A 20,720-nucleotide genomic window follows, 5' to 3' on the forward strand; every position below is an offset into this window, starting at 1 on the left:
AAAAAGCTACAGGAGGTCAAATGATGCTGCAATTTGAAGTGGACAAAGAATACCCGAGGCCGCAGTTTTATCGTCAATCCTGGATGAGTCTGAACGGAGTTTGGGAGTTCCGTTTCGACGATGAATCTGAAGGGGAGCGTGCGGGCTGGCATAAGGATGTTCCGGGTGACCGCCGAATTATTGTTCCTTTTACGTATGAGACGAAGGCAAGCGGAATCGGCGAGGAGAAGTTTCATCCTGTCGTATGGTATGAACGCGATCTGGAGATTCCGGGGGAGTGGACCGGGAAGCGGATCAGACTGAACTTTCAGGCTTCCGACTATCTGACGAAGGTGTGGGTCAATGGAACGGCTGTGGGCTGGCATGAAGGCGGTTACACCGCTTTTTCCTTCGATATTACTGAAGCATTGAGAGAAGAAGGCGCCAATAAGCTGACCGTCCGTGTCGAGGACAGCAACAGCTGCAATAATCCCCGCGGCAAGCAGCGGTGGGTACCAGAGAATTTTGGCTGCTGGTATGTGCAGACGACCGGAATTTGGCAAAGTGTCTGGCTGGAGGCCGTTGAGCCGCAGTATATCGATTCGGTGAAGATGACGCCGGATGCCGACAAAGGGACAATAAAATTTGAGTATGATGTGCGCGGCAGCGACTTGGCGGAGGGGTTGAGCCTGAAAACAAGGGTCACCTTCAAGGGAGCCTTCATCCGCGAGCTGCAGCAGACGGTCGACCGTGCCCAGACGAGCGTGGAGATGGACCTGCTGAGCGAAAATGTCGGGGAATGGAAATCGGCGCATCTGTGGTCGCCCGAGCGTCCCAATCTGTATGAGGTCGAATTCACCCTGCTCCGAAACGGTGCACCGGTGGATCATGTGCAGTCATACTTCGGCGTCCGCAAAATATCGATTCAGAATGCCCAGGTGCTGCTCAATGGAACGCCGCTCTATCAGCGCCTGCTCCTGGACCAGGGCTATTGGAAGGATTCGCATCTGACGGCGCCTTCAGCCGACGCGCTGATCGAGGATATCGACAAAGCGATGGCCTTCGGCTATAATGGCGTGCGCAAGCACCAGAAAGTGGAGGATGCAAGGTTCCTTTACTGGTGTGACCGGAAAGGTCTGCTCGTCTGGTCGGAAATGCCGGCTGCTTATGAGTTCAACGACGACGCTGTGCAGCGTTTTACCCGGGAATGGATGGACGCGGTGCGCCAGAATTATAATCATCCAAGCATCGTCACCTGGGTGCCGTTCAACGAATCATGGGGCGTCGGCAGTATTGCCAGCGACTACAAACAGCAGCAGTTCACCGTGGCGATTTATCATCTGACCAAAGCATTCGACGCCATGCGCCCGGTTATCGTCAATGACGGATGGGAGCATACGGTATCGGATATTATCACCCTTCACGATTATGAGGAGCGGGGAGAAGCATTCGCGGCATGGTACGCGGACAAGGACGCGATTTTTGACAAAGCGTTCAACCGAAGCAAGTTCGCCATGGCCGGAGGCTATGCGTACAAAGGCCAGCCCATCCTGATCAGCGAATATGGCGGGATTGCCTTCAATTCGGAGGAAGGCTGGGGCTACGGCAACCAGGTGAAGACGGAGGAGCAGTTTATCGAGCGCTTCCGCAGCATTACAACGGCGATCAAGCAGCTGCCCTATGCATGCGGCTTCTGCTATACCCAGATCACCGACGTTCAGCAGGAGGTCAACGGCTTGATGAATATCGACCGCGAGCCAAAAATTGATCCGCAAATTATAAAAGCCATCAATCTTGCCTAAGAAATAACCGGATGCTTCTTGGCCAGTCCGCCGTCATAAACTTATGACGGCGGACTGGCTTTTTGAACGATCAGAATCTATAAAAAGTCTTATCCTTTTTCAGATATTTTTATGAGCTGAAACTGACTTTACCGCCAAAGGTACGGCGTCAGCCCTTTTTCTCTTAACTGGCAGTGTCATGGGCATTCGCCTTAATTGCAGGTGAGGCGTTTCTTCTGTGGAGGAGTAAGTGTAAGAAAAGATACAGATGCAAAAGCTGGAAGGGGGATTTGTTATGGGTGGAGAGTTGACACTGGCGCAAGAGTTCGTCTTAATGGCTGTCCAGGTTCAGCCGAACAACAGAAGCCGTCTGTACCGTTCCTACTTGCAGATCTATTCCATCGGCGGAGCAATTATTGAAATGCTGCTGGACGGCCACATTACCTGGAATAAAAGGGAACAGCTGATTGAGGAAACGCCCTGCGCCTGCCAGTGCAGCGGCAAATCCCAGATTCTGGAGCTGATCCGGAGTACCCGGAAGCTCAAAACGATGAGAGCCTGGATGAGCTATTTTGCTTACCGGACCAAAATCCGCGAGAATACGTTCGAAAAGCTTGTAGAGCCTCTATTGATAGACGGGCAGCTCCGTGAGGAGAAGATCAAAGTGATGCTGATCTTTACTTCCAGACGATATATCGTCAGCTCGCCAGTCAAAGATGCGATTATCCGCCGGCTCAGATATGAGCTGCTGGAGGATGGACAGGTCGATGAGCAGACCGCAGCCCTTGCCATGCTTCTGGATGTCAGCAAGCAGTTAAGGAGATTTTTCTCCGAATACGAGCAAATGGAGCTGAGCAGGAAGCTTGAGAACCTGCATACCGAGCAAAGCGGCAACTGGAGAGCCATTGAGCAGATAAAAAAAGCGATCCGGGACATGGAGGCAACCTCCGCGGCTATTATCACAACCACTTCTTCCGCCTGATGAAGACAGAGGGCTCTTGACTGGTTATCGTGAATGACAATAATGGCATCCGGGCGGATCCCTGGCGGATTTCGCTTGGATGTTATTTTTCGGTATAATAGCAATTGAGGTGAGTAGTGATGGAACCGGTGTTGCACGTACAACATTTAACAGGCGGATATAGTCCGCGAAAGCCTGTGCTGCATGATCTTTCCTTTGAGGTGCGCCCCGGGGAAATGATTGGCCTGATTGGGCTCAATGGTGCTGGTAAAAGCACAGCTATCAAGCATATTCTGGGGCTGATGCAGCCGCATAAGGGCGAGGTCCGCATTCAGGGCCATACGCTTGCGGAGCAGCCGGAGCATTACCGCAGCGCGCTTGCTTTTGTCCCGGAGACGCCGCTGCTGTTTGACGAATTGACGGTGGAGGAGCATCTGCGTCTGACCGGAATGGCTTACGGGATGGAGGAATCCATCTATAAGGAACGTACGGAAAGCCTGCTGGATGATTTCTACATGACGGGCAAAAGGCGCGCATTCGCCGCGCATTTGTCCAAGGGAATGCGCCAGAAGGTCATGATTATGAACGCCTTGCTGGCCCGTCCGCCGCTCTATATCATCGATGAGCCCTTTCTGGGCCTGGATCCGCTCGGTATCCGTTCCCTGCTGGATCAGCTGGTCGAGGTCACCCGGCAGGGATCTTCTGTATTTATGAGCTCGCATATTTTGTCTACGGTCGAGAGCTACTGCCATCGTTTTATCGTCCTCCATCAAGGCAGAATTATTGCCCAGGGGACGCTTGAGGACGTTTGTGCGGCGGCAGGTCTGGCAAGGGGCGGCGAATCGCTGGAGGAAGCTTTCTACCGGCTTGTCGCGGATGGGGGATCCCATGGACCGGTCAGTTGAGACATTGTGGAGCACGCGTGCTCGAGCTTTTTGGAAAGAGTCGATGCCATACATAAGCTCTATGGTCCAGAGCGGCGTGCCGCTGGTGACCTCGTTTCTGCTCATTGCGGGCTTTGCCGGCTACACCACGCTGATTCACCAGGTGAGCCTATCCTTCCCTTTTGCATGGGTCGGCGTGATTGTACTGACGCCTGTTGTGTGCTGGAATCCTTTGCGGACGTGGCTGCGGGAAGCCGATACAGTGTTTCTCGTGCCCCGCGAAGCGCAGATGGGCCGATATCTCAGGCGATCTTTCCTTTATAACGGAATTACAGGGCTGATCGGGGCGGCCGTCGTTTGCCTGGTGTACAGCCTCCTTTATGTGAAAGGTCCGGGCCTGCTTGTCTGGCAGCTGCTGCTGCTTGCGGTTCTTGTCATGAAGCTGCTGAATGCGAGAGCGGCCTGGAGAGAGCGGCAGCTTGCCTGGATTGGCTCGAGGCGCGGCATGCGGGTTCTGCGGTGGATTGTCACGGCGGTGGGTGTGGCCGTATTATTGAAGGCTGAGCCTTGGCTGGGAGCTGTCTATATGATCGCGGCTGTTGGTGTAATGGCTCTGATCTACCGCGGATTGCGAAGCTATCCGATGCCCTGGCTTACGCTGATCGCGGATGAGAATGCCACGCGGCGGCGGTTCAATACGTTCTTCAGCGCTTTTGCGGATGTGCCGGCAGAGAATGCCCAGGTATCCGCGAGGAGGTACATGTCATGGCTCCCGGCGCGGCTGACTTTCAGCAAGAAGAACGCCTTCGCTTATTTATATGCGCATACACTCATTCGTACCGAGCTTGGTTCAATCGTGCTGAGGCTGACTGTTTTCGGCATCTTCGCCAGTTTTCTTGCCGCTAATTCAGCGCTATGGTCGGGCTGGGGTTCTGCCGGTGTGTGTCTCCTGCTGCTGTGGCTTGCGGGCATACAGCTCAGCTCGCTCGTGCAGTCGCACCGCCATTCCGTCTGGCGCCATCTTTATCCGCTGCCGGATGAATCGCGTTTGTCGGCGCTGATCAAGGTGGACCGCACCGGATTGCTGCTGTGCGGGGCGCTGATCTGGCTGCCGCAAGCGATACTTCTGCCCATTCGCGGATATCCGATTCCAGCCGCAGCTGCGGTTCTGCTCATTATCTTGTACGTGTTTGGCTTGCGGCCGGCCCGCACGAAGCGCAGCTTTTTGGGCGAATCTGATGATTGACCGCTCTTACTTCTATTAAAAAAAAGCAGGGCCGGTTTCCCGGTCCTGCTTGCAGATAGTGCTGTTTATTTGCTGGCTACGGCAATGTCCTTTACCGCTTTATAGATGGTATCGAACAGTTCCTCCAGGTCCGGCTGCTCAATGCAGGAGAAGGCAACGCGCAAATCCGTTTCTCCAAGCGCGATTGTGCCCACGCCGTATTCGTCCAGCAGCCGGGTCCGCACTGACTCGGCGCTTATGCCGGTCAGCTTGAGGCACATGAAATAACCGGAATTAAACGGATAGTAAGACCACACATTGCCATAGCGTCCGCTGTCGAGCAGTTCCTTTACGCGGTTGGCACGGCCTTTCATGATGGCAGCCTTCTCGGCCTTCTGCACATCGAATTCCGGCGACTGCAGCGCACGCAGCACGAAGGTTTGCGATGGATGCGGGCCGCTTGAAATCGTCGCGCGGATGATTCCCAGCGTCTTTTGTTCCAAAGCCGCAAGCAGAGCTGCCGATTGGGATGCGTACGTAATGAACCCTACGCGGAAGCCCCATACATATTCTTCCTTCGTTGCCCCGTCCACTTTAACAGCCAGCACTCGCGGGTGCAGATCGGATAATTGGCCGAACAGCGATTCGTGCATGGAGTCTTCGAAGAAGAGTCCGAAGTAGGCATCGTCCGTCACCACGACAACGTTAACGCCCGCCTCGGCGGCATCGCGGATCGCAGCGACAATTTCTGCGCCTTCCGCAGCGCCTGGCGTATAGCCGGTCGGATTGTTCGGGAAATTCAGGACAACGATCGCTTTGCCTTTGTTCTTCTGATCCAGCAGCGCTTGCCTTAGCCCTTCGCTGTTGAACCGGTCCTGTTCATTATATAGAGGATATTCCACCATAACCGCTCCGCGGCGGATGCCGAAAGTCAATTCGTAGTTCTCCCAGTTTTTGTCCGGAATAATAACCGCGTCGCCAGGATCCGCGAACAGGTCAGCGACAATACTCAGGCCATGAGTAAGGGCGTTTGTCACGATTGGATTGCTGAAGGATTTGTTTGCAAGCGACGGATTCTCCACCACCATCTTGTTTCTCCATGCCGTGCGCAGCTCGGGCTTGCCTGCGGGGGGAGCATATTCATAAATGTCCTTCGGATTATACGCGGACAATGTGTCTTGGATCACCTTCAAATGCATCGGCTGTCCGCCTTCAATGGCGATGCCGATCGTTGCATTGAATTTCTTCGCCTTCGCTTTTGCTTCGGCCGACTGGCTCAAAATGCCTTCCTTTGGGAAATAGATTGCTTTGCCAAGTGAGGACAGCATTGCATAAATGTTAACATTTTCTCGCTCAATCGTCTCGTTCAACTGCTGGGCAAGTGGGTTCATGGAATTCATTCATCCTTCCAAAATAGATCATTCAACCGTTCAAGGGACAACGGAAGTCTTTTAGCTGATATTATATCACTTTTAAGCTGTGGTAGGCCATCATGAACAGGATTTTTTTGTCCCGGCTTGCGAAGCGTTTTTGCGCTGGTGTATGATGACAACGGTATGCCTTATTGCTGCTGTACTTGTTCGCCTAGGAGGAGTTTGTATGCTGCATTGTAATGCCTCGTCCTTCGTACTGCTGCCCTCATTTGCCAAGATCGTCTGCGAGCCCGGCTGGAAATGGCAGAAACGCGAGAGGCCTATTCCCAATTTTGATTTGTTCTATATATGGAGCGGCCAAGGGGAACTGGAATTGAACGGAAAAACCTACCCCATCTCCAAAGGCAGCTGTTTTCTGTTCCGCCCCGGAGATTATACGAGCGCTACGCATAACCCGCAAATGCCGCTCGTTCTGACCTATATTCATTTTGCTGTCAAGGAATCCATCGATATCATTCCACAGTCTTACCGGGTGCTGAATGAAACGGTTGATTTTGAGCATATGCTTTCCCGTTATGTGAGGCTCTTCCTGGTCAAGACTTACGCAGCGGAGGAAGAGGCTCAGCTTATTCTCAAGCAGTTGATGATCCATCTGCTGCGCGAGGATCACGAGGGACCGGTTGAGCGCAAAGCGAGCAACCAATTGACGGAAGCGATTCACGAGATCGCCAATTATGTCAGGCAAAATCCAGGCATTGCCCATCGCGTGGAGGACTTGGCGCAGCGCGCGCAGCTGTCCCCGCGGTATTTCTCCATCAAGTTTAAAGAAATGATCGGCTCCTCGGTGCAATCCTATATGATCCGGACCCGAATTGAGCGGGCCCAGCATCTGCTTATGCACGCGGGCATGAATGTGACGGAGGTGGCCGACGCGCTGGGGTACCGGGATATTTTCTTTTTCAGCCGTCAGTTCAAACAATATACCGGGAAAAATCCCTCCGAAATCCGGTAAGGTCGGCGATATGCGAAACAAACAAGGCTTCATCTGCAGTTATGCTGCGGATGAAGCCTTGTTTGTTTGCGGATCAGCGTTATGGTTAAGTCCGGCAGGCCGTAATATACCGCTAGTCCCCCGTATGATGAGGACAATAGCGCCGCATCAGTTCGATCGTTTCGGCATCCGTCGGAAGTCCGCGTTTCTGCAGACCCTCCGTCAGCGCTTCGCGGTCCTTGGATTTGAGGTTTTGGCCGAATTTGAATTTCCCTACCACCTTCGAAGCATCAATACGGACCAGGGAAACGCCCTTCAGGCGGGGGATATAATCGCTATCGCGGGCATCGATTGTTTTATACCCTCCTTCAGGCTGAAGCTTGCGCATTAGCGCCTCCAGCACCTCCGCTTTCTCCTGAAGATCGTTGACGACTACGGCTTGGCCGTCAATGCGGACGGATTTGAAATAGGAGGTTGCCGGACAGGCCATAAGCGGATCCGAGAAATAAGAAGGGATGATGGCAAATTCCTTGGCGACCGCGAAGGTGACGGATGCCTCCTTCTTCAGATTGCTCATCTTCTCGCCGGCCCGGCTGCCGTGAAAATACAGGCTCCCGTTGTGGTATACGTAATTTAGCGGTGTGACGCAGGGCGAGCCGTCCGGATCGACGGTACCGAGAAATCCGAAGCTCATTTCATGCAAAAAGCTGTCCAGCTCCTCCTGGTTAACCTGATCGTTCATTTCAAATTCCTGTCGACGCATAGGATACCCCTTTCGTTCTTCCCCATATGCTTGAAATCCTGTTATCGCCTATGGCGGCGGCACTCGTTTCTTCCAGACCAGCGTACTGCACTTATTGACAATTAAAAAGATCCAATTTAGAGTGATTTTAATATACCACTTGGTTGGGAGCTGAAGAAGGTGGACCTGCGGATTGCGTACGACCGCTACTACAGGGAATTGGGAAAGAAAACGGAAGCCCTCTATCAGGCGCTTCGGGAAGCCATTATTGCCGGATCTCTGGCCGAGGGCTTGCGGCTGCCATCGAGCCGCAAGCTTGCGGAGCTGTATGGTCTGTCGCGGGGGGCAGTCAATCTGGCTTACGATACGCTGCTTGCCGAGGGATATTTGCGGACTGAAGCCGGCAGCGGGACGTTCGCTGCCTATCGTTCTTCCTCTGCCCCGGATTTGTCCGGATCAGGCCACGTGCGGGGAGAGCAGGCGGCGAATATTCCGCTTTCGGAGTGGGCGCAGCGGCTTGTACGGGATATGGCTGCCAGAGCCGAGAGGGAAGAGAGGCCCCGCAGGGAGAGAAACCGTCCAAATGGTCAGCAGGAGGCAAGCGGACAAGCTGAGTCTGGAGAGTGCATGCAGGCCAGTGAATGGGCAATGTTTCGGGGAGAGCCTGACCCTCCCATGATCGACTTTGGCATTGGTCAAGTGGACCCGGAGCTCTTTCCCGTTGCCGAATGGAGAGCTTCGTTATATGCGGAGGTCCGGGAGATGACGGGGGATTGGCCCAATCCTGCCGTACCGGTAGAAGGCTATCTGCCGCTGCGCGAGGCCATTGTTCAGGAGTTGAGGAGGGAAAGGGGCATTCATGCATCCGTTTCGCAGGTATTTCTGACCAGCGGCTCCGCACAGGCGATCACCCTGCTGAGCATGCTGCTTGTTACTCCGGGAACGCCGGTAGTCCTCGAGAATCCCGGTTATTCCGGGATGGCATTGGCTGTCCGCGCCGCCAGCGGCGTCATTATTCCCGCAGCGGTCGATGACGAAGGGATCCAGCCAGACGATTGGCCGGCCAAGCTGCTGTTCGTTACGCCGACGCGGCATTTTCCAAGCGGCGCCGTCCTGTCTGCTGAGCGGAGGAAGAAGCTGCTGGACTGGGCGGTGAAACAGCAGGCCGTCATTATTGAGGATGACTACGACAGCGAGCTTCGCTGGGGCGGACGTCCCACCGAACCGCTGAAGGCATTGGATCGGAAGGGGTGTGTGGTTTATGTCGGCACCTTCTCCAAGACGATGTTCAACGACCTGAGAATCGGTTATGTCGTGGTGCCGGAATCGCTTGCGGAACCGTTCAGTCTGGCAAAGGCTTTAATCGAGCCGCGGCCTGCAGGACTGACGGAACAGCGGGCGCTCGCGAACTTTATGAACAGCGGCAGCTATGCCAGACATCTGCGAAGGATGAAGCGCGTATGCGGGAGAAGGCTGATCCGGCTGCGCGAGCAGATGAACGGACGGCTTAACCGTTGGTTCCGGATCGTTCCTGTCGATGCGGGGCTGCATCTGTACGCAGAGTGGCGGGGTGAAGGGCGTGACTATGAGCGCTTCAGAGAGGCCTGCGAAGGCGCGGGGGTGCATTTCACGGATGACAGCAGCCTATGGCTGAACGCGCCGCAGGGCCGGGCAGGCATGTTCGGCTTTGCCCATTTGCCGGAGGAACTGCTCGATTTGGGAGTTCGGCGAATGGAGCAGGCCGCGAGTGTGCTGTAAGGCGCTTGAGCTTGGGACTTGCCGGATTGTTATGGGGGAGACGAAATGCGTCCGGTACAGGGCAATGCGGATGGAGCATAACATGGGTGGCAGGGTAGCCGTTTGAAAAAAAAGCGTCATGCGGGTTGGCAGCGATCATCGGAATGATTCTGTCAGGCGCAGGACGCTTGTTTACTTATAAGAAATTAAAAACGCTCTCCAAAACCAGCTTATACTTTTGAGAAGCCAAAAGGGATCGACCCTAATTCGCTTACGCTACGGGCTGCTACTTTTCCAGCAGGATGCCAAGCTTTTCGCCTACTTTTACCTTAAGGCCTGCCTGCAAATCGTCACGAGCTGTGAAGGTATCCTCTTCGGTCAGGAGAACGACGGTTGAGCCGAATTCGAAGTAAGCAAGCTCTTCCCCCTTCTCCACTTTATTGTGGAGAGGCTCCACATATTTAATGCTGCTGACATTCATGGCCCCCACTTTGACGACCGCTGTTTCAGCACGAGCATGGCGGATATACGTGATCAGCCGTTCGTTGCGGCTCAGTACCCTGCGCATATTGCGCAGGCCGAAGTCGTTGACGGGATATACTTTTCCGGGAACATGCTCCCTTTCAACAATGGTGCCTCCCACAGGGGTATGAATCCTATGATAGTCGGTAGGGCTCAAGTAAAGCACAATATAGTAGCCATTCTTGTAATTCTCCACTCGGGGGGAACGGTTCAGCAGCTCTTCTACCGTGTAATCCTGGCCTTTGACATTGAGAATCGTGCCAGCCTTGATCGGCCCGCATCCCGTGATCAAAGCATCGACCGGACTGACAACGGCATCCGTGTCCTCATGGACATTACGCATGCCCGGCTTTAATCTTCTTGTGAAAAATTCATTGAGTGTGCTGTATTCATCAAGCCTTTTCTCGGCTTCTTCTACGCGGATCCCATACATGCGGGCAAATCTGGGAATAAAGCGCCGGCTTGCGGGCGACTGGGCAAATCGACCGGTTAATCGCGAAATCCATTTGCGCGAGCTCAGCTCGGTCATCGATCGAAGCAGCCATTGGGTCATGCCGGGAATTCACGTCCTCTCTCACTTGCACTTACTATAAAATAGCAGAAAGGCTAAGCGTTTGCCTAGCCTTTTATGATCGTTTTTTCGGACTCTTCGGATATAAGTGTGACATATCGCCTCTTATTTATCAACAGCGGACGCTTGCAGGCAGGTTTAAGGCTTGCCATTGTTGCAAATGCTGGCTAATGAGGTGAAAGCTGATGGTGATTTTAATCCCTGTAGGCCTGGTTATTGGAGGCTGCCTGCTGTACGGTTTGAGCGAGTGGAAGCGCGGGCTGGAAAAGACGATTGATGCGATCGCATTGGTGGCTTATATGGGATTCTTCTCTTTGACTGCGGCAAGTGCGGTACGGACGTATTTGGATGATACGGTATTCATGACGCAGGTACATGAGTTTCTGCAGGATCCGGTTTTTCACACCTGCGGCGCTTATCTGGGACCCTACGGATTAAGTCTGCTTATTCAGAAGCTGCTGCGCCGATAGGCCGCTTCATCGGTCATGTCCCTAAATAGGACAATGCCGGGTTCACGGAAGGTACGAGAAACGTATGCTGAACTATCGGAAAACCAAAGTTGAGGCTTCTTAAGGGAGGAGCTGATTGTCAGGATGAGAAGCCCCAAAATCGCATTTGTAACTCCAGGTACATTTCCGCTGCCATCACCGAACAGCAGCTCGGTTGAACGCGTTGTCGAGAAGCTTGTGCCGCTGGTCGGAACGTCAGTGCAGGCACGAATATATGGTCGGAGCAGCCGGAACCTGCCTCGTCTGGGGAGTTTCAACGGCGTAATGTGCGAACGGTTCCCGGCGGTCAATAGAGGCCATTATGCACAGCAGGTCGGACAGTCGATCAGGCGGTTTAAGCCGGATATTACCGAGGTTGAGAACCGTCCGGGATTGGTGCTGAAGCTCAAGAGGCTCCGGCCATCCGGCCGGTATTGGCTCCATCTGCATTCGTCAACCTTTATCGGGCAGAAGGCGATCCGGCCATCCGTGCTTTTTCGCAGCTTCCAGACGGTGGATAAGATTCTTGTGAACAGCGAATATTTGCGTGAGGTGGTGGCAGCCCGTGCGCCGGCTTACGCGCATAAGCTGAGAGTCATCTATCCGGGAGTGGATACGGAACGCTTCCAGTCCCAGTTCACCTTGAACGGAGCCTTTCACCGGAACCAGCTGCGCACCGCACGGGGATGGAACGGGCGCAGCGTGATTCTGTTCATGGGGCGGCTAATCCCAATGAAGGGTGTCCATCATCTGCTGCGGATGATGCCGGAACTCGTTCGGCAGCACCCTTCCGCACTGCTGGTCATTGTGGGCGGGGCTTTCTATGGGTCGACCAGGCAAACGTCTTACGTACGGGAACTTCATCGAATGGGCAAGCACCTGCGGGGGCATGTGCAGTTTATCCCTTATGTTCCTTACTCGGAGGTTCCGGACTGGTTTCTGAGTGCAGATGTAGCTGTTGTGCCTTCCGGCAACCGCGAGGCATTCGGTCTGGTGAATGTGGAGGCAATGTCCTGCGGCCTGCCGGTGGTGGCGACCAGGGCGGGAGGCATAAAGGAAATTATCGAGGATGGCGTCACTGGCTTTCTTGTGGAGCCGTCAGAGGTAGAGCAGCAGATGCGCGACAGACTGCTTACGCTGCTTCGCAACGACCATTTGAGAATGGCGATGGGGGTCAGGAGCAGGGATCGGGTCGAGCAGCACTTCACATGGCGCCATTCCGCTGCCCGTTGGCTGGAATTGCTGAATGAGAGCGAATTCTGACGAATTTTATACTTGTCAAACGCCGGGCATATCGGTATTATAGAAAATAATAAAGTGATCGGTGTATAGTATGCACGAGCAGGAAGCACCTGCTTGCAAGCTGTTTTTAAGCTTGCAGGCGGGTGCTTTTTTATTGTCTTTTTTTGTCTCAGGAATTGGAAAAATGTCGTCGGATGATAGGGGAAGGTGGTAGAATGTGCTAAAGATTGGATTATGTTGGATTGAAGAGAGACTGATAATCCAATGAAAATCATAGGATGATACAAGAGGGAGAGATGTATATGAAAAAATTTGTAATTGCGTTGACTTGTCTTGCAGTGGTATTTTCCGGAATCAGTTTTTCTTCTTCGAAGGCTTTTGCTGCCTCCAAAAACGCTGAAATTAGTTTCAAAAAGGACATGCCCATAAAAGTGCTTTATAATGCTCGGCAGATTCCGCTGGACGGAGTAAAGGCTGAAATAAAAAACAATACGGTATTTATCCCGTTGAGGGCTGTTTCTGATGGACTTGGTGCAAATGTGAATGCTGTCAAAAAAAATATTACGATTTCCAAGGGTACTGTTACGATCACTCTTACTATAGGATCGACAACGGCTGCGGTTGGAGGAAAAAAAGTGAGTTTTGGAACTGCGTCTTATATATCCAACAACCGTACGATGGTGCCAGTTCGCTTTATTAGTGAAACATTTAAAGAGACAGTACAGTGGGATAGCCTGTCTCAATTTGTGTGGATCGGGAGTATGGATATACCCAAAATTGAAGATGTTACTGAGTTGGAGAATTCTGATAATTATAAGAAGTACTTTGGTGGGTATGAAGATAGATTAGTAGGTTATGACGGTAAGCGTCGAGATATCCGAGTGCTATCGGAATCTGACTTGCCCGTAATTATCGACGAAGTAGCCTATTATAGAATGGATTTGGCTGAAAACCAGAAACAAGAAAAATATGTTGTTTGGCAATCTAGCTTTAGCGCTAATATAGGAGGCTCATTTTACATGCTGTCTGATAAGGAAGCTGTAAGGAGGAGATATGAGCAGACTGTTTTTAGGGAGAGACTCGATAAAACTCATAAAAATTTATATATGCCAATTGTACAATCGTCTTATGATCAAAGGTCTGGTCATAAAAACCCTGAATCTTATTCTATTAAAACGCCAGCTTATATAGGTATTGCGAATGATGATTATTTAGCTGTCATAAAAAATCTATGGAGACAATAAATGAAATTCTTTAGACGATTAACTTTTACAGTATTGATTTTATCAATTTTGTTGGGGATTATCCCGATTGTTCCGTCAAACACATCCGAAGCTGCTCTACCGACACCGACCAATTCCATTCAACCGGTCTATGATACAACTACGCATAAATGGTACGGTGTAGCTTTCTTTTCTTATGATATTTGGTCGGAGAATGATGGAACCTTTCCTGAAGGCAAAGGGTTAAATGATTACGTGGACATAGGCTGGAATTATTCGTTCACATTTGCCGGGAGGTCTGTCAGAGATGTTGATGTCTATAAGTTCGAAATAGTAAATTCAAAACACAAATTTTATTTTGACCAAACGAGACCCGGAGATTCTTATGATAGATACTTAGACAGGATAAGTAAGGATATAACTGGCGCTAAATCAACGGCTAAAAAAGGTAATGGAACGAGTACAATAGATTTCAGAGTAGAAATAAACGCCAAACTAGATTCAGAAATTTTAATGGATCTACGTGCAGAGGACCCTACAAGTTGTGCTAGTTGCGGACCAAAAGTACAAGGCTACAGGTTTTATTTCCCTGTTTTGTTGGAATTCGAACTAGATGGCCAGTTGGTAGTCAATCACTACAAAACGGATGGAACAAACCTTAGTTCGGTTTTCCCTCAAAAAACCTATCATATGCTATCTGGAGAGACCTACCCTAAAGTAGACCCTGAAACGAATGCGTCTTACAAGTACGAGGGATACAAAAAAAGTACAACGGGGGATGCGCCAACAGGGAGTATAATTAATGGGAAATTACCGCCGTTTACGTATGATGCCTTGTTTGATACTTATACTTTGAATTTATATTATGATGCAGTTACTGTTCCCGCAGATGGAAAAGCCATCATTAAACACTTCGATGAGAATGGAAATAGCTTGGATTCCGTCTTTAACGACCGGGAGCAACCTTTAGAAAAAACAAAGCCATACAGCTTTACGCATACGGATAAACATGGATACACCTACAAAGGGTACAAGATAACGACAAGTGGGACACCACCCTCATCTGGATTACCTACGATAGGAGAATATAATTTAGGTACATATGACGGAAGTTTTGGAACCTTATATCTTTATTATTACTACAAGGTTGATTCTTTAGCTGGGGAAGTAAAAGTAAGGCATATGGTGAAAACAAGCTCTTCGGGGTTATACAGTCTAGCAGGAGAAACAACCGTACCGATAACGACGCTACCAAACAATTCCTCTCATAGCCCAGTCAGCAGCTATGGAACTTTAGTCGGCAGCAACGTGTCTTACGTAAGTTATTCCAATACAGTAACCCCAAAAACGGGATCAGCTCAAGTAAGCTTAACGTCTACCCAAACCAAAGCGTATGTCTCATTTTTTTATCAAAAAAGTCAATCGATAACCGGCGATTTCGACGTCATCCCTACGACGATATCCTACCGAGACAGCTTTACGCTGCATCCCAGGGATTTCGAGCTGCAGGGCTGCACATACATATCGCATTCTTTCAAAATCGAACGGGGCATAACGTGGATAGGGCCTGATGTGTATGGGCAAACCACGGACTCCGTCTATACGTACAGCACCTATCCCTCGATTATTGGGGTAGGCACACATAATGTCTCTATGAAAATTAAAACAAGCTGCGGCGAACAATGGGTGGGACCCAAAACATTGACGGTAACAGGACCATCCCTCAACAACCCGCCAGAATTCACGATTGCTTTTGTCGATCCGGCACGGCCTACCGTTCCCGTACATGAAGCTATCGAAGGTGCGATTCTAAACCTTGTGGTTATTCAGGATCCATCTGTTCCTACACCAACCGACCCGGATGGGGATAACCTGTACTTTGATGAGTTTTTCTTCGCGTCCAGCGATTCGCAATGGATCCAATCATTGCCGGGAAAGTACACACCCGTCCCGTGGGGCATGTACAGCATCAAAATGGATACAAGCGGCGTTCATAATATCAGCGCTCAGATCCACGATGTGTGGGGATTGTCGGCCCAGGCATCCACCTATATTCAAGTTAGACCGGAAAATCCGATACCTGTAGCCAGATGTCCGGCAACCGTCATCGAGAATCACGCGGTTCCGGTTTCTGCCTTCGATGCCAGCGGCAGCTATAGTCCCGTATCGGGAAGATCGATCAATCATGGCCGGGATGAGTGGACCAACAAGCTCACTTCCTACACGAACGGCACGGACCATGATATTACCGTTCAAGTGTCCTTGCATGTGTACGATACCAAAGGGCTCAAGTCTTTAAACCAGTCCACCTGTACGATTATTGTTAAACCCGATCTGCCTCCGGTGGCTAAGCTCGATGTGCCGCCGCTTGGGATAAGGAACGAGCCTACAGTCATTCTTAATAAGTCGTACAGTCCCGATGGCGATGAAATTGTCAAAGCAGAGTATCAGTACAAATACGATGCGAGAAACAACGGCTTTGCTGACGATAGCTGGCAGACGGTTATCGGACGCCTGGACAAGCTCACGATCAATCCGGACAAGGTGGGCAAGTATCTCTTTTACGTTAAGGTGACCGAGGAATTTGGCCGGTGGGGAGATACCCAGGGTACTGCACAGACATCACTGACGCTGGATATTGTCAATAATGCGCCGGAGGTTTCATTTGAGGTTGAAGGGAAGAATCCTCAGCCGGATTTGAATCCCTCCACTACCATTCGTCCGGAAGTAATGATCAACTGGCCGGTCTATATCACCAACGATACAAAGGAGGTATACAACAAGAATTACTTATGGCAAGCGGTGGGCGGCAGCCTTGTGAGCGGAGAAGGCCGAAACTTTGGCAGCTCACGGACCTACACATACTCGGAGACCAGCAACTTCGACACCTTCCTGAAGACATTTGATATGAACAATAATGGATTCGGGAATAATCGTCTTTCACCTTGGCGAGCCGCAACCCGTTTTAATACTGGTATGACGGACCTTCTCATTAACAAAAACGGGACACATGTACAGTTCGATCATGGGACATCCCAAATCAGGTCAAACAAAAAATTTCTTTATTTTGATGAAAAGCAATACTTGAATGGAAAAGTCATAACGACACTCTATGCGTTGGACCCCAAAAAAGTATCTCCGCAAGAATCGTATATGGACAGCAGCAATTTTAATTTGCTCTACCGTTACACCAATGGTTCCCCTTACGTTTTCACGAAGACCTTGCCGGGAACCTACTTAATAGACAAATGGGAATTGGCTGATCAGTATATTTACATCCAGAATAACGATGCATTTACCGTGCTGGATGCAAGAACGGGTATAGAAGTGGCAACGAAGAATGCAGCCGATATGGGACTGAGTAATACGGCCAACGGAGTCAGCAACTGGACCGTGAGCCATGCCAACGGAAACAAAATTATGGTCCGCCGGGACAATAATAGTAATCAAAATGCGACCTGGACTACCCAATGGAGAGAAGTTGGCCCGGATCTGTCGGTTACTGAAAAACCTGACTGGCAGATTCCGGCTTCGCGTTCTTCCATTCAGGGGCTAAACTTGGTGTATAAAGTATTATTGCCGATCTATACCGACCCTGCAGGTGCCATATATACGTATCAAGGCTATGCCTCAACGGGCCCCAGCAATACTTATTTCCGCGATATGAGCGTCACAAAGTACAATCCGGATATGAGCTTAGCCTGGAGACAATACTTGACGGCTGCAGGAGAGCCCGGCTATACCGGCCAAGATATCAATGGAGGCGGCAGCAGTATCACGCGCTATAGCGGATTTGCCATGAACCCCTTCAATAATGAAATAACCGCAAGCAATTACGAATATCCCAATACGTACTTCACCGTCTTGAATGCAAGTGACGGCACGCCAAAAAGTCGAATGGCTCAGAACGGCATGACAATACCAACCTACCGATTTGGAACGGATGGCGATACCCCCTATACCATGGATTGGAGCGGGAACTATGTAGCAGGTGCCAATAAATCCATGACTGCAGACGGGTATACAACCGATTTTGGGATCAATAAAGGAATCGGCGATTGCGGCACCAAGCCAATCAACATTTACGATCAAAACGGCGCACTGATTGCCCAAAACGGTTCAGGGTGTAACTGGGGTAATGGCGGTCAGATCATGGGGGAATATTTTGGAGATGGAGCGTTCTTCTATGTTCAATATGAAGCCGCCAGGGATCAACCATCGTTAGGCGTAGCGATAGGCACGCCCACCAACACGCCGCTTGTTAAAAAGACGTTTACGAACGGTCAATATGTATCGGACCTTTCACTCAACGATGTGGAGATGAAGTTCAGCCTCCGAATGGAGGATATAGACTACGACCGGGAGATGGCCGGCTTCTCCTTCCGGATGCAGGACACACGCAACCGGTACGCGGTGGAAACCGATGGCCATGTGTTCAATCTGGTGAAATACATGAACGGGGCACCAACAGTGCTGAAAGCTGGCTCGTATCCATTTGAATCAAACAAAAGCTATGCCCTGAGGATCAAGACGGTCGGGAGTCAGATCGATGTGTTCCTTAATAATATCCCGATTCTGACCGCGGCGGATGGCAGCTATGCAGAAGGGCGTTTTGGCTATTTCAGCGACAAAGCCTATGTCGTGTTCAGCGCCTTCACGTACAAAGCGATCCAGAATAAAATTGAATGGTCGGACAGCTACGCGATATGGGATGCAGGCACAGCCACGGCGGAGGCCGCTTACCATAACATTCAGTTTCTGGATCCGGAGGGTGATCCCAAGGCGGGCTCCTACCAGTGGAGCATTCAGCATACGCCCCGTTTCATCAACAATCAGGGCGTGTCGGCCATGAACGGTCAAACATTCAGCTCCGAGCGGCTGACCTTCGATAAGGTCGGGGATTACATCGTAACGCTGCAGGCGAAGGACGATCCGCACCCAAGCTATCTCTATTCGGATATGACCTTTGATGAATACCGTAAAAACTCGAATCCGTTTGCGAAAAGAGTCACCGTTCACCGCAGGCCGGTCTCTCAGTTTATGGTCGTTCCTGCAGCGGACGGCAAACTGATCTGGACCGACAGCAGCTATGACCCTGACCGGTATGCCAGTTCTGACAATTACTCCACTGAACCGTCCACCATTGATTACCGGGCCACCCGGGGAATCCTGGAGAAGAAGTTCTACTACGCCACCCCGTCGGGGAGCATTGTTTACGAAAAGCTTGTAACTCCGCAGGAACGGGGTTTATATGAAATTGGCATGGCTGTGAAGGACGAATATGGCGCATGGTCGGATTACACCATCGTATCCCTGGATATCTCCACAATACCGACACCCAATATGCCTCCGGTTCCCGGCTTCACGACGAGCTATGTAAATACCTTCCGCAACGTCCCGGTTGTTATTGACTCTAGGGCATATGACGCCGAGGATGGTGGACGGGAGAACCTGCCGCATGCGTACTACATTCGCAATATAACAACTGGCGATGGGGAATTATTGCAGAGCACGTCACGGACATTCTGGAGCAAGGTGTTCAACACACTTGGCACCTTCAATATCCGTCAGGTCGTGCAGGATTCGGCAGGAGCCGAGGCGCAGTATAACGGGCAGGTCACGATATACAACCAGATACCGCAAGCCCGGATCACAGTACCTGAAAGCACGGATCAGAATAATCCGGCGAAGCTAACGGAATTCCGGCCGGCGTTTCAATGGAATTATGCGGATGCTGACGGAGATTTGCAAACCCGATACCAGCTTCAGATTTTCAAATATGGCGGAGAGCTGTATCGGGATACGGATATCAAGCCGGGCCGGGAACTCTCTTGGCGGCCAACTGTCGACCTGCCTGAGCATGTGTACATGTATGTCATAGTCCGTGTGTATGACGGCTATGACTGGAGCAATTGGAGCGATCCGAAATACTTCTATATCGAAACGAACCGGCCGCCTACAGCCGATTTTGACTGGACACCCAAACCGGTGTATGAAGGGGATTCGATCCGGATCGGCCATACCATTGACGATTCCGACCTGGATACCTTACAGGTTGTCTATATTGTCAAGGATCCGGAGGGAGGCTCACAAACCTTCAGCTCCTTTCTTAATAGTCCCTATGGTCACACCGGGCCAGGTTTCAGAGGAGACAAGGCAGGGATCTATAAAGTCGAGCTTACGGTCCAGGACGGTGAAGCGCCGCCGGTAGTGGTGCGCAAAGACATACCGGTGCTGCCGCTTGACGTCAAGGGTCAGGTGCTGCATACGGATTTGTGGGACCAGCGCCGCAGAGAATACAATATGAATCAAAACGGCGATGCAGACAGCCCGCGCGGTTATGAGGTCTTTTGGGCAGGTGAGAAGTTTGTGCTGCATGCCCAAACGACCGACACGGTAACAACTACCCAAGCGGATACTGTTGAGGTGACGATGAACGGCTTCACGGCTCATCTGGATGCCGCGAACGCGCGGCGTACCAGCTGGAGCGGCAGTATGTGGGATGAAAGCTTCGAGAAGCTGGAGGATGGGCCGCTGACGTTTACGTTCACCTCTACTTACAACAACGGGACCGTGAAGACAGACTACGTAACTGTCACGGTTGCAGGCAATGTGCAGCAGACGGTTGGCATTCATCGAAGAAATTGAACATTATAAGTTGACTGCGTGTGCGTTCACGCGATATAGTCGTACTAGGAAATCCACTAGGGGCGCCCGCATGGGCTGAGATAAAGCGCTGATCGCTTTGGTCCCTTTGAACCTGATCTGGGTTATGCCAGCGTAGGAAAGTGGGCTTGTCTGTGCGATTATGGGCTGGATCTATGCTATTGTCTTTTCGCATAGACAGGATGCCTCACTTATTCGGACAATGAAGCATAGTCTTCATATGCCGGATGGAAATTGCCGCATTCAAACCGCTCCCATGCCGGAGCGGTTTTTTTAACTTTATAGAATTTATAAGCTTCACTCCTATAAATTTCTATACGGTCCAAGGGAAGAAA

At 51.1% G+C, this 20,720-nt stretch carries 13 protein-coding genes and 1 riboswitch; of the genes, 10 read left to right on the forward strand and 3 right to left on the reverse strand.

Annotated elements, in window-relative coordinates:
• The first annotated feature begins 23 nt into the window (after nt 1-23).
• From AC0YOA_RS34320 to AC0YOA_RS34335, 4 genes are all read left to right on the forward strand, one after another.
• Nucleotides 24-1,781: a glycoside hydrolase family 2 protein gene (locus AC0YOA_RS34320; protein WP_475790415.1), complete on the forward strand. Its 1,758-nt coding sequence runs from the start codon at nt 24-26 to the stop codon at nt 1,779-1,781.
• Nucleotides 1,782-2,055: 274 nt separating this feature from the next.
• Nucleotides 2,056-2,742: a GOLPH3/VPS74 family protein gene (locus AC0YOA_RS34325; protein ID WP_475790397.1), complete on the forward strand. Its 687-nt coding sequence runs from the start codon at nt 2,056-2,058 to the stop codon at nt 2,740-2,742.
• Nucleotides 2,743-2,861: 119 nt separating this feature from the next.
• Nucleotides 2,862-3,626 carry an ABC transporter ATP-binding protein gene (locus AC0YOA_RS34330; protein ID WP_475769146.1) on the forward strand — a complete coding sequence of 255 codons (765 nt, stop codon included), beginning with the start codon at nt 2,862-2,864 and terminating at the stop codon, nt 3,624-3,626.
• Nucleotides 3,610-4,851: an ABC transporter permease gene (locus tag AC0YOA_RS34335; RefSeq protein ID WP_475790398.1), complete on the forward strand. Its 1,242-nt coding sequence runs from the start codon at nt 3,610-3,612 to the stop codon at nt 4,849-4,851. The genes AC0YOA_RS34330 and AC0YOA_RS34335 overlap by 17 nt, the downstream gene beginning before the upstream one ends.
• A 65-nt stretch (nt 4,852-4,916) precedes the next feature.
• Here the strand turns inward: AC0YOA_RS34335 and AC0YOA_RS34340 are convergent, their stop codons facing one another.
• The gene (locus AC0YOA_RS34340; protein WP_475790399.1) at nt 4,917-6,221 is read right to left on the reverse strand and encodes an aminotransferase class I/II-fold pyridoxal phosphate-dependent enzyme; all 1,305 of its coding nucleotides are present in this window, start codon (nt 6,219-6,221) and stop codon (nt 4,917-4,919) included.
• Between the two features lie 208 nt (nt 6,222-6,429).
• Here AC0YOA_RS34340 and AC0YOA_RS34345 point away from each other — a divergent pair, with 208 nt between their 5' ends.
• Nucleotides 6,430-7,215: a helix-turn-helix domain-containing protein gene (locus AC0YOA_RS34345; protein ID WP_475790400.1), complete on the forward strand. Its 786-nt coding sequence runs from the start codon at nt 6,430-6,432 to the stop codon at nt 7,213-7,215.
• Between the two features lie 112 nt (nt 7,216-7,327).
• Here the strand turns inward: AC0YOA_RS34345 and AC0YOA_RS34350 are convergent, their stop codons facing one another.
• The gene (locus AC0YOA_RS34350; RefSeq protein WP_475790401.1) at nt 7,328-7,957 is read right to left on the reverse strand and encodes a pyridoxamine 5'-phosphate oxidase family protein; all 630 of its coding nucleotides are present in this window, start codon (nt 7,955-7,957) and stop codon (nt 7,328-7,330) included.
• Between the two features lie 159 nt (nt 7,958-8,116).
• Here AC0YOA_RS34350 and pdxR point away from each other — a divergent pair, with 159 nt between their 5' ends.
• Complete coding sequence (gene pdxR, locus AC0YOA_RS34355; protein WP_475790402.1) at nt 8,117-9,694, forward strand: MocR-like pyridoxine biosynthesis transcription factor PdxR; 1,578 nt, start codon at nt 8,117-8,119, stop codon at nt 9,692-9,694.
• A gap of 265 nt (nt 9,695-9,959) precedes the next feature.
• Here pdxR and asd read toward each other — a convergent pair whose 3' ends face one another.
• Nucleotides 9,960-10,748 carry an archaetidylserine decarboxylase gene (gene asd / locus AC0YOA_RS34360; protein WP_475790403.1) on the reverse strand — a complete coding sequence of 263 codons (789 nt, stop codon included), beginning with the start codon at nt 10,746-10,748 and terminating at the stop codon, nt 9,960-9,962.
• Between the two features lie 203 nt (nt 10,749-10,951).
• Between asd and AC0YOA_RS34365 the strand changes: the two genes are divergently transcribed.
• From AC0YOA_RS34365 to AC0YOA_RS34380, 4 genes are all read left to right on the forward strand, one after another.
• Nucleotides 10,952-11,236 (forward strand): hypothetical protein, encoded by a 285-nt coding sequence (locus AC0YOA_RS34365; protein ID WP_475790404.1) that lies wholly within the window; start codon nt 10,952-10,954, stop codon nt 11,234-11,236.
• 123 nt (nt 11,237-11,359) lie between these two features.
• The gene (locus AC0YOA_RS34370; RefSeq protein ID WP_475790405.1) at nt 11,360-12,517 is read left to right on the forward strand and encodes a glycosyltransferase family 4 protein; all 1,158 of its coding nucleotides are present in this window, start codon (nt 11,360-11,362) and stop codon (nt 12,515-12,517) included.
• A 281-nt stretch (nt 12,518-12,798) separates the two neighbouring features.
• Nucleotides 12,799-13,740, forward strand: coding sequence for a stalk domain-containing protein (locus tag AC0YOA_RS34375; RefSeq protein ID WP_475790406.1), 942 nt, complete (start codon nt 12,799-12,801; stop codon nt 13,738-13,740).
• Nucleotides 13,741-15,291: 1,551 nt separating this feature from the next.
• Nucleotides 15,292-20,367: a glycoside hydrolase family 78 protein gene (locus AC0YOA_RS34380; protein ID WP_475790407.1), complete on the forward strand. Its 5,076-nt coding sequence runs from the start codon at nt 15,292-15,294 to the stop codon at nt 20,365-20,367.
• 48 nt (nt 20,368-20,415) lie between these two features.
• Nucleotides 20,416-20,523: riboswitch (TPP riboswitch) on the forward strand.
• Nucleotides 20,524-20,720: the final 197 nt, after the last annotated feature.

The sequence above is a fragment of the Paenibacillus sp. JT22N12 genome (genome assembly GCF_056269365.1).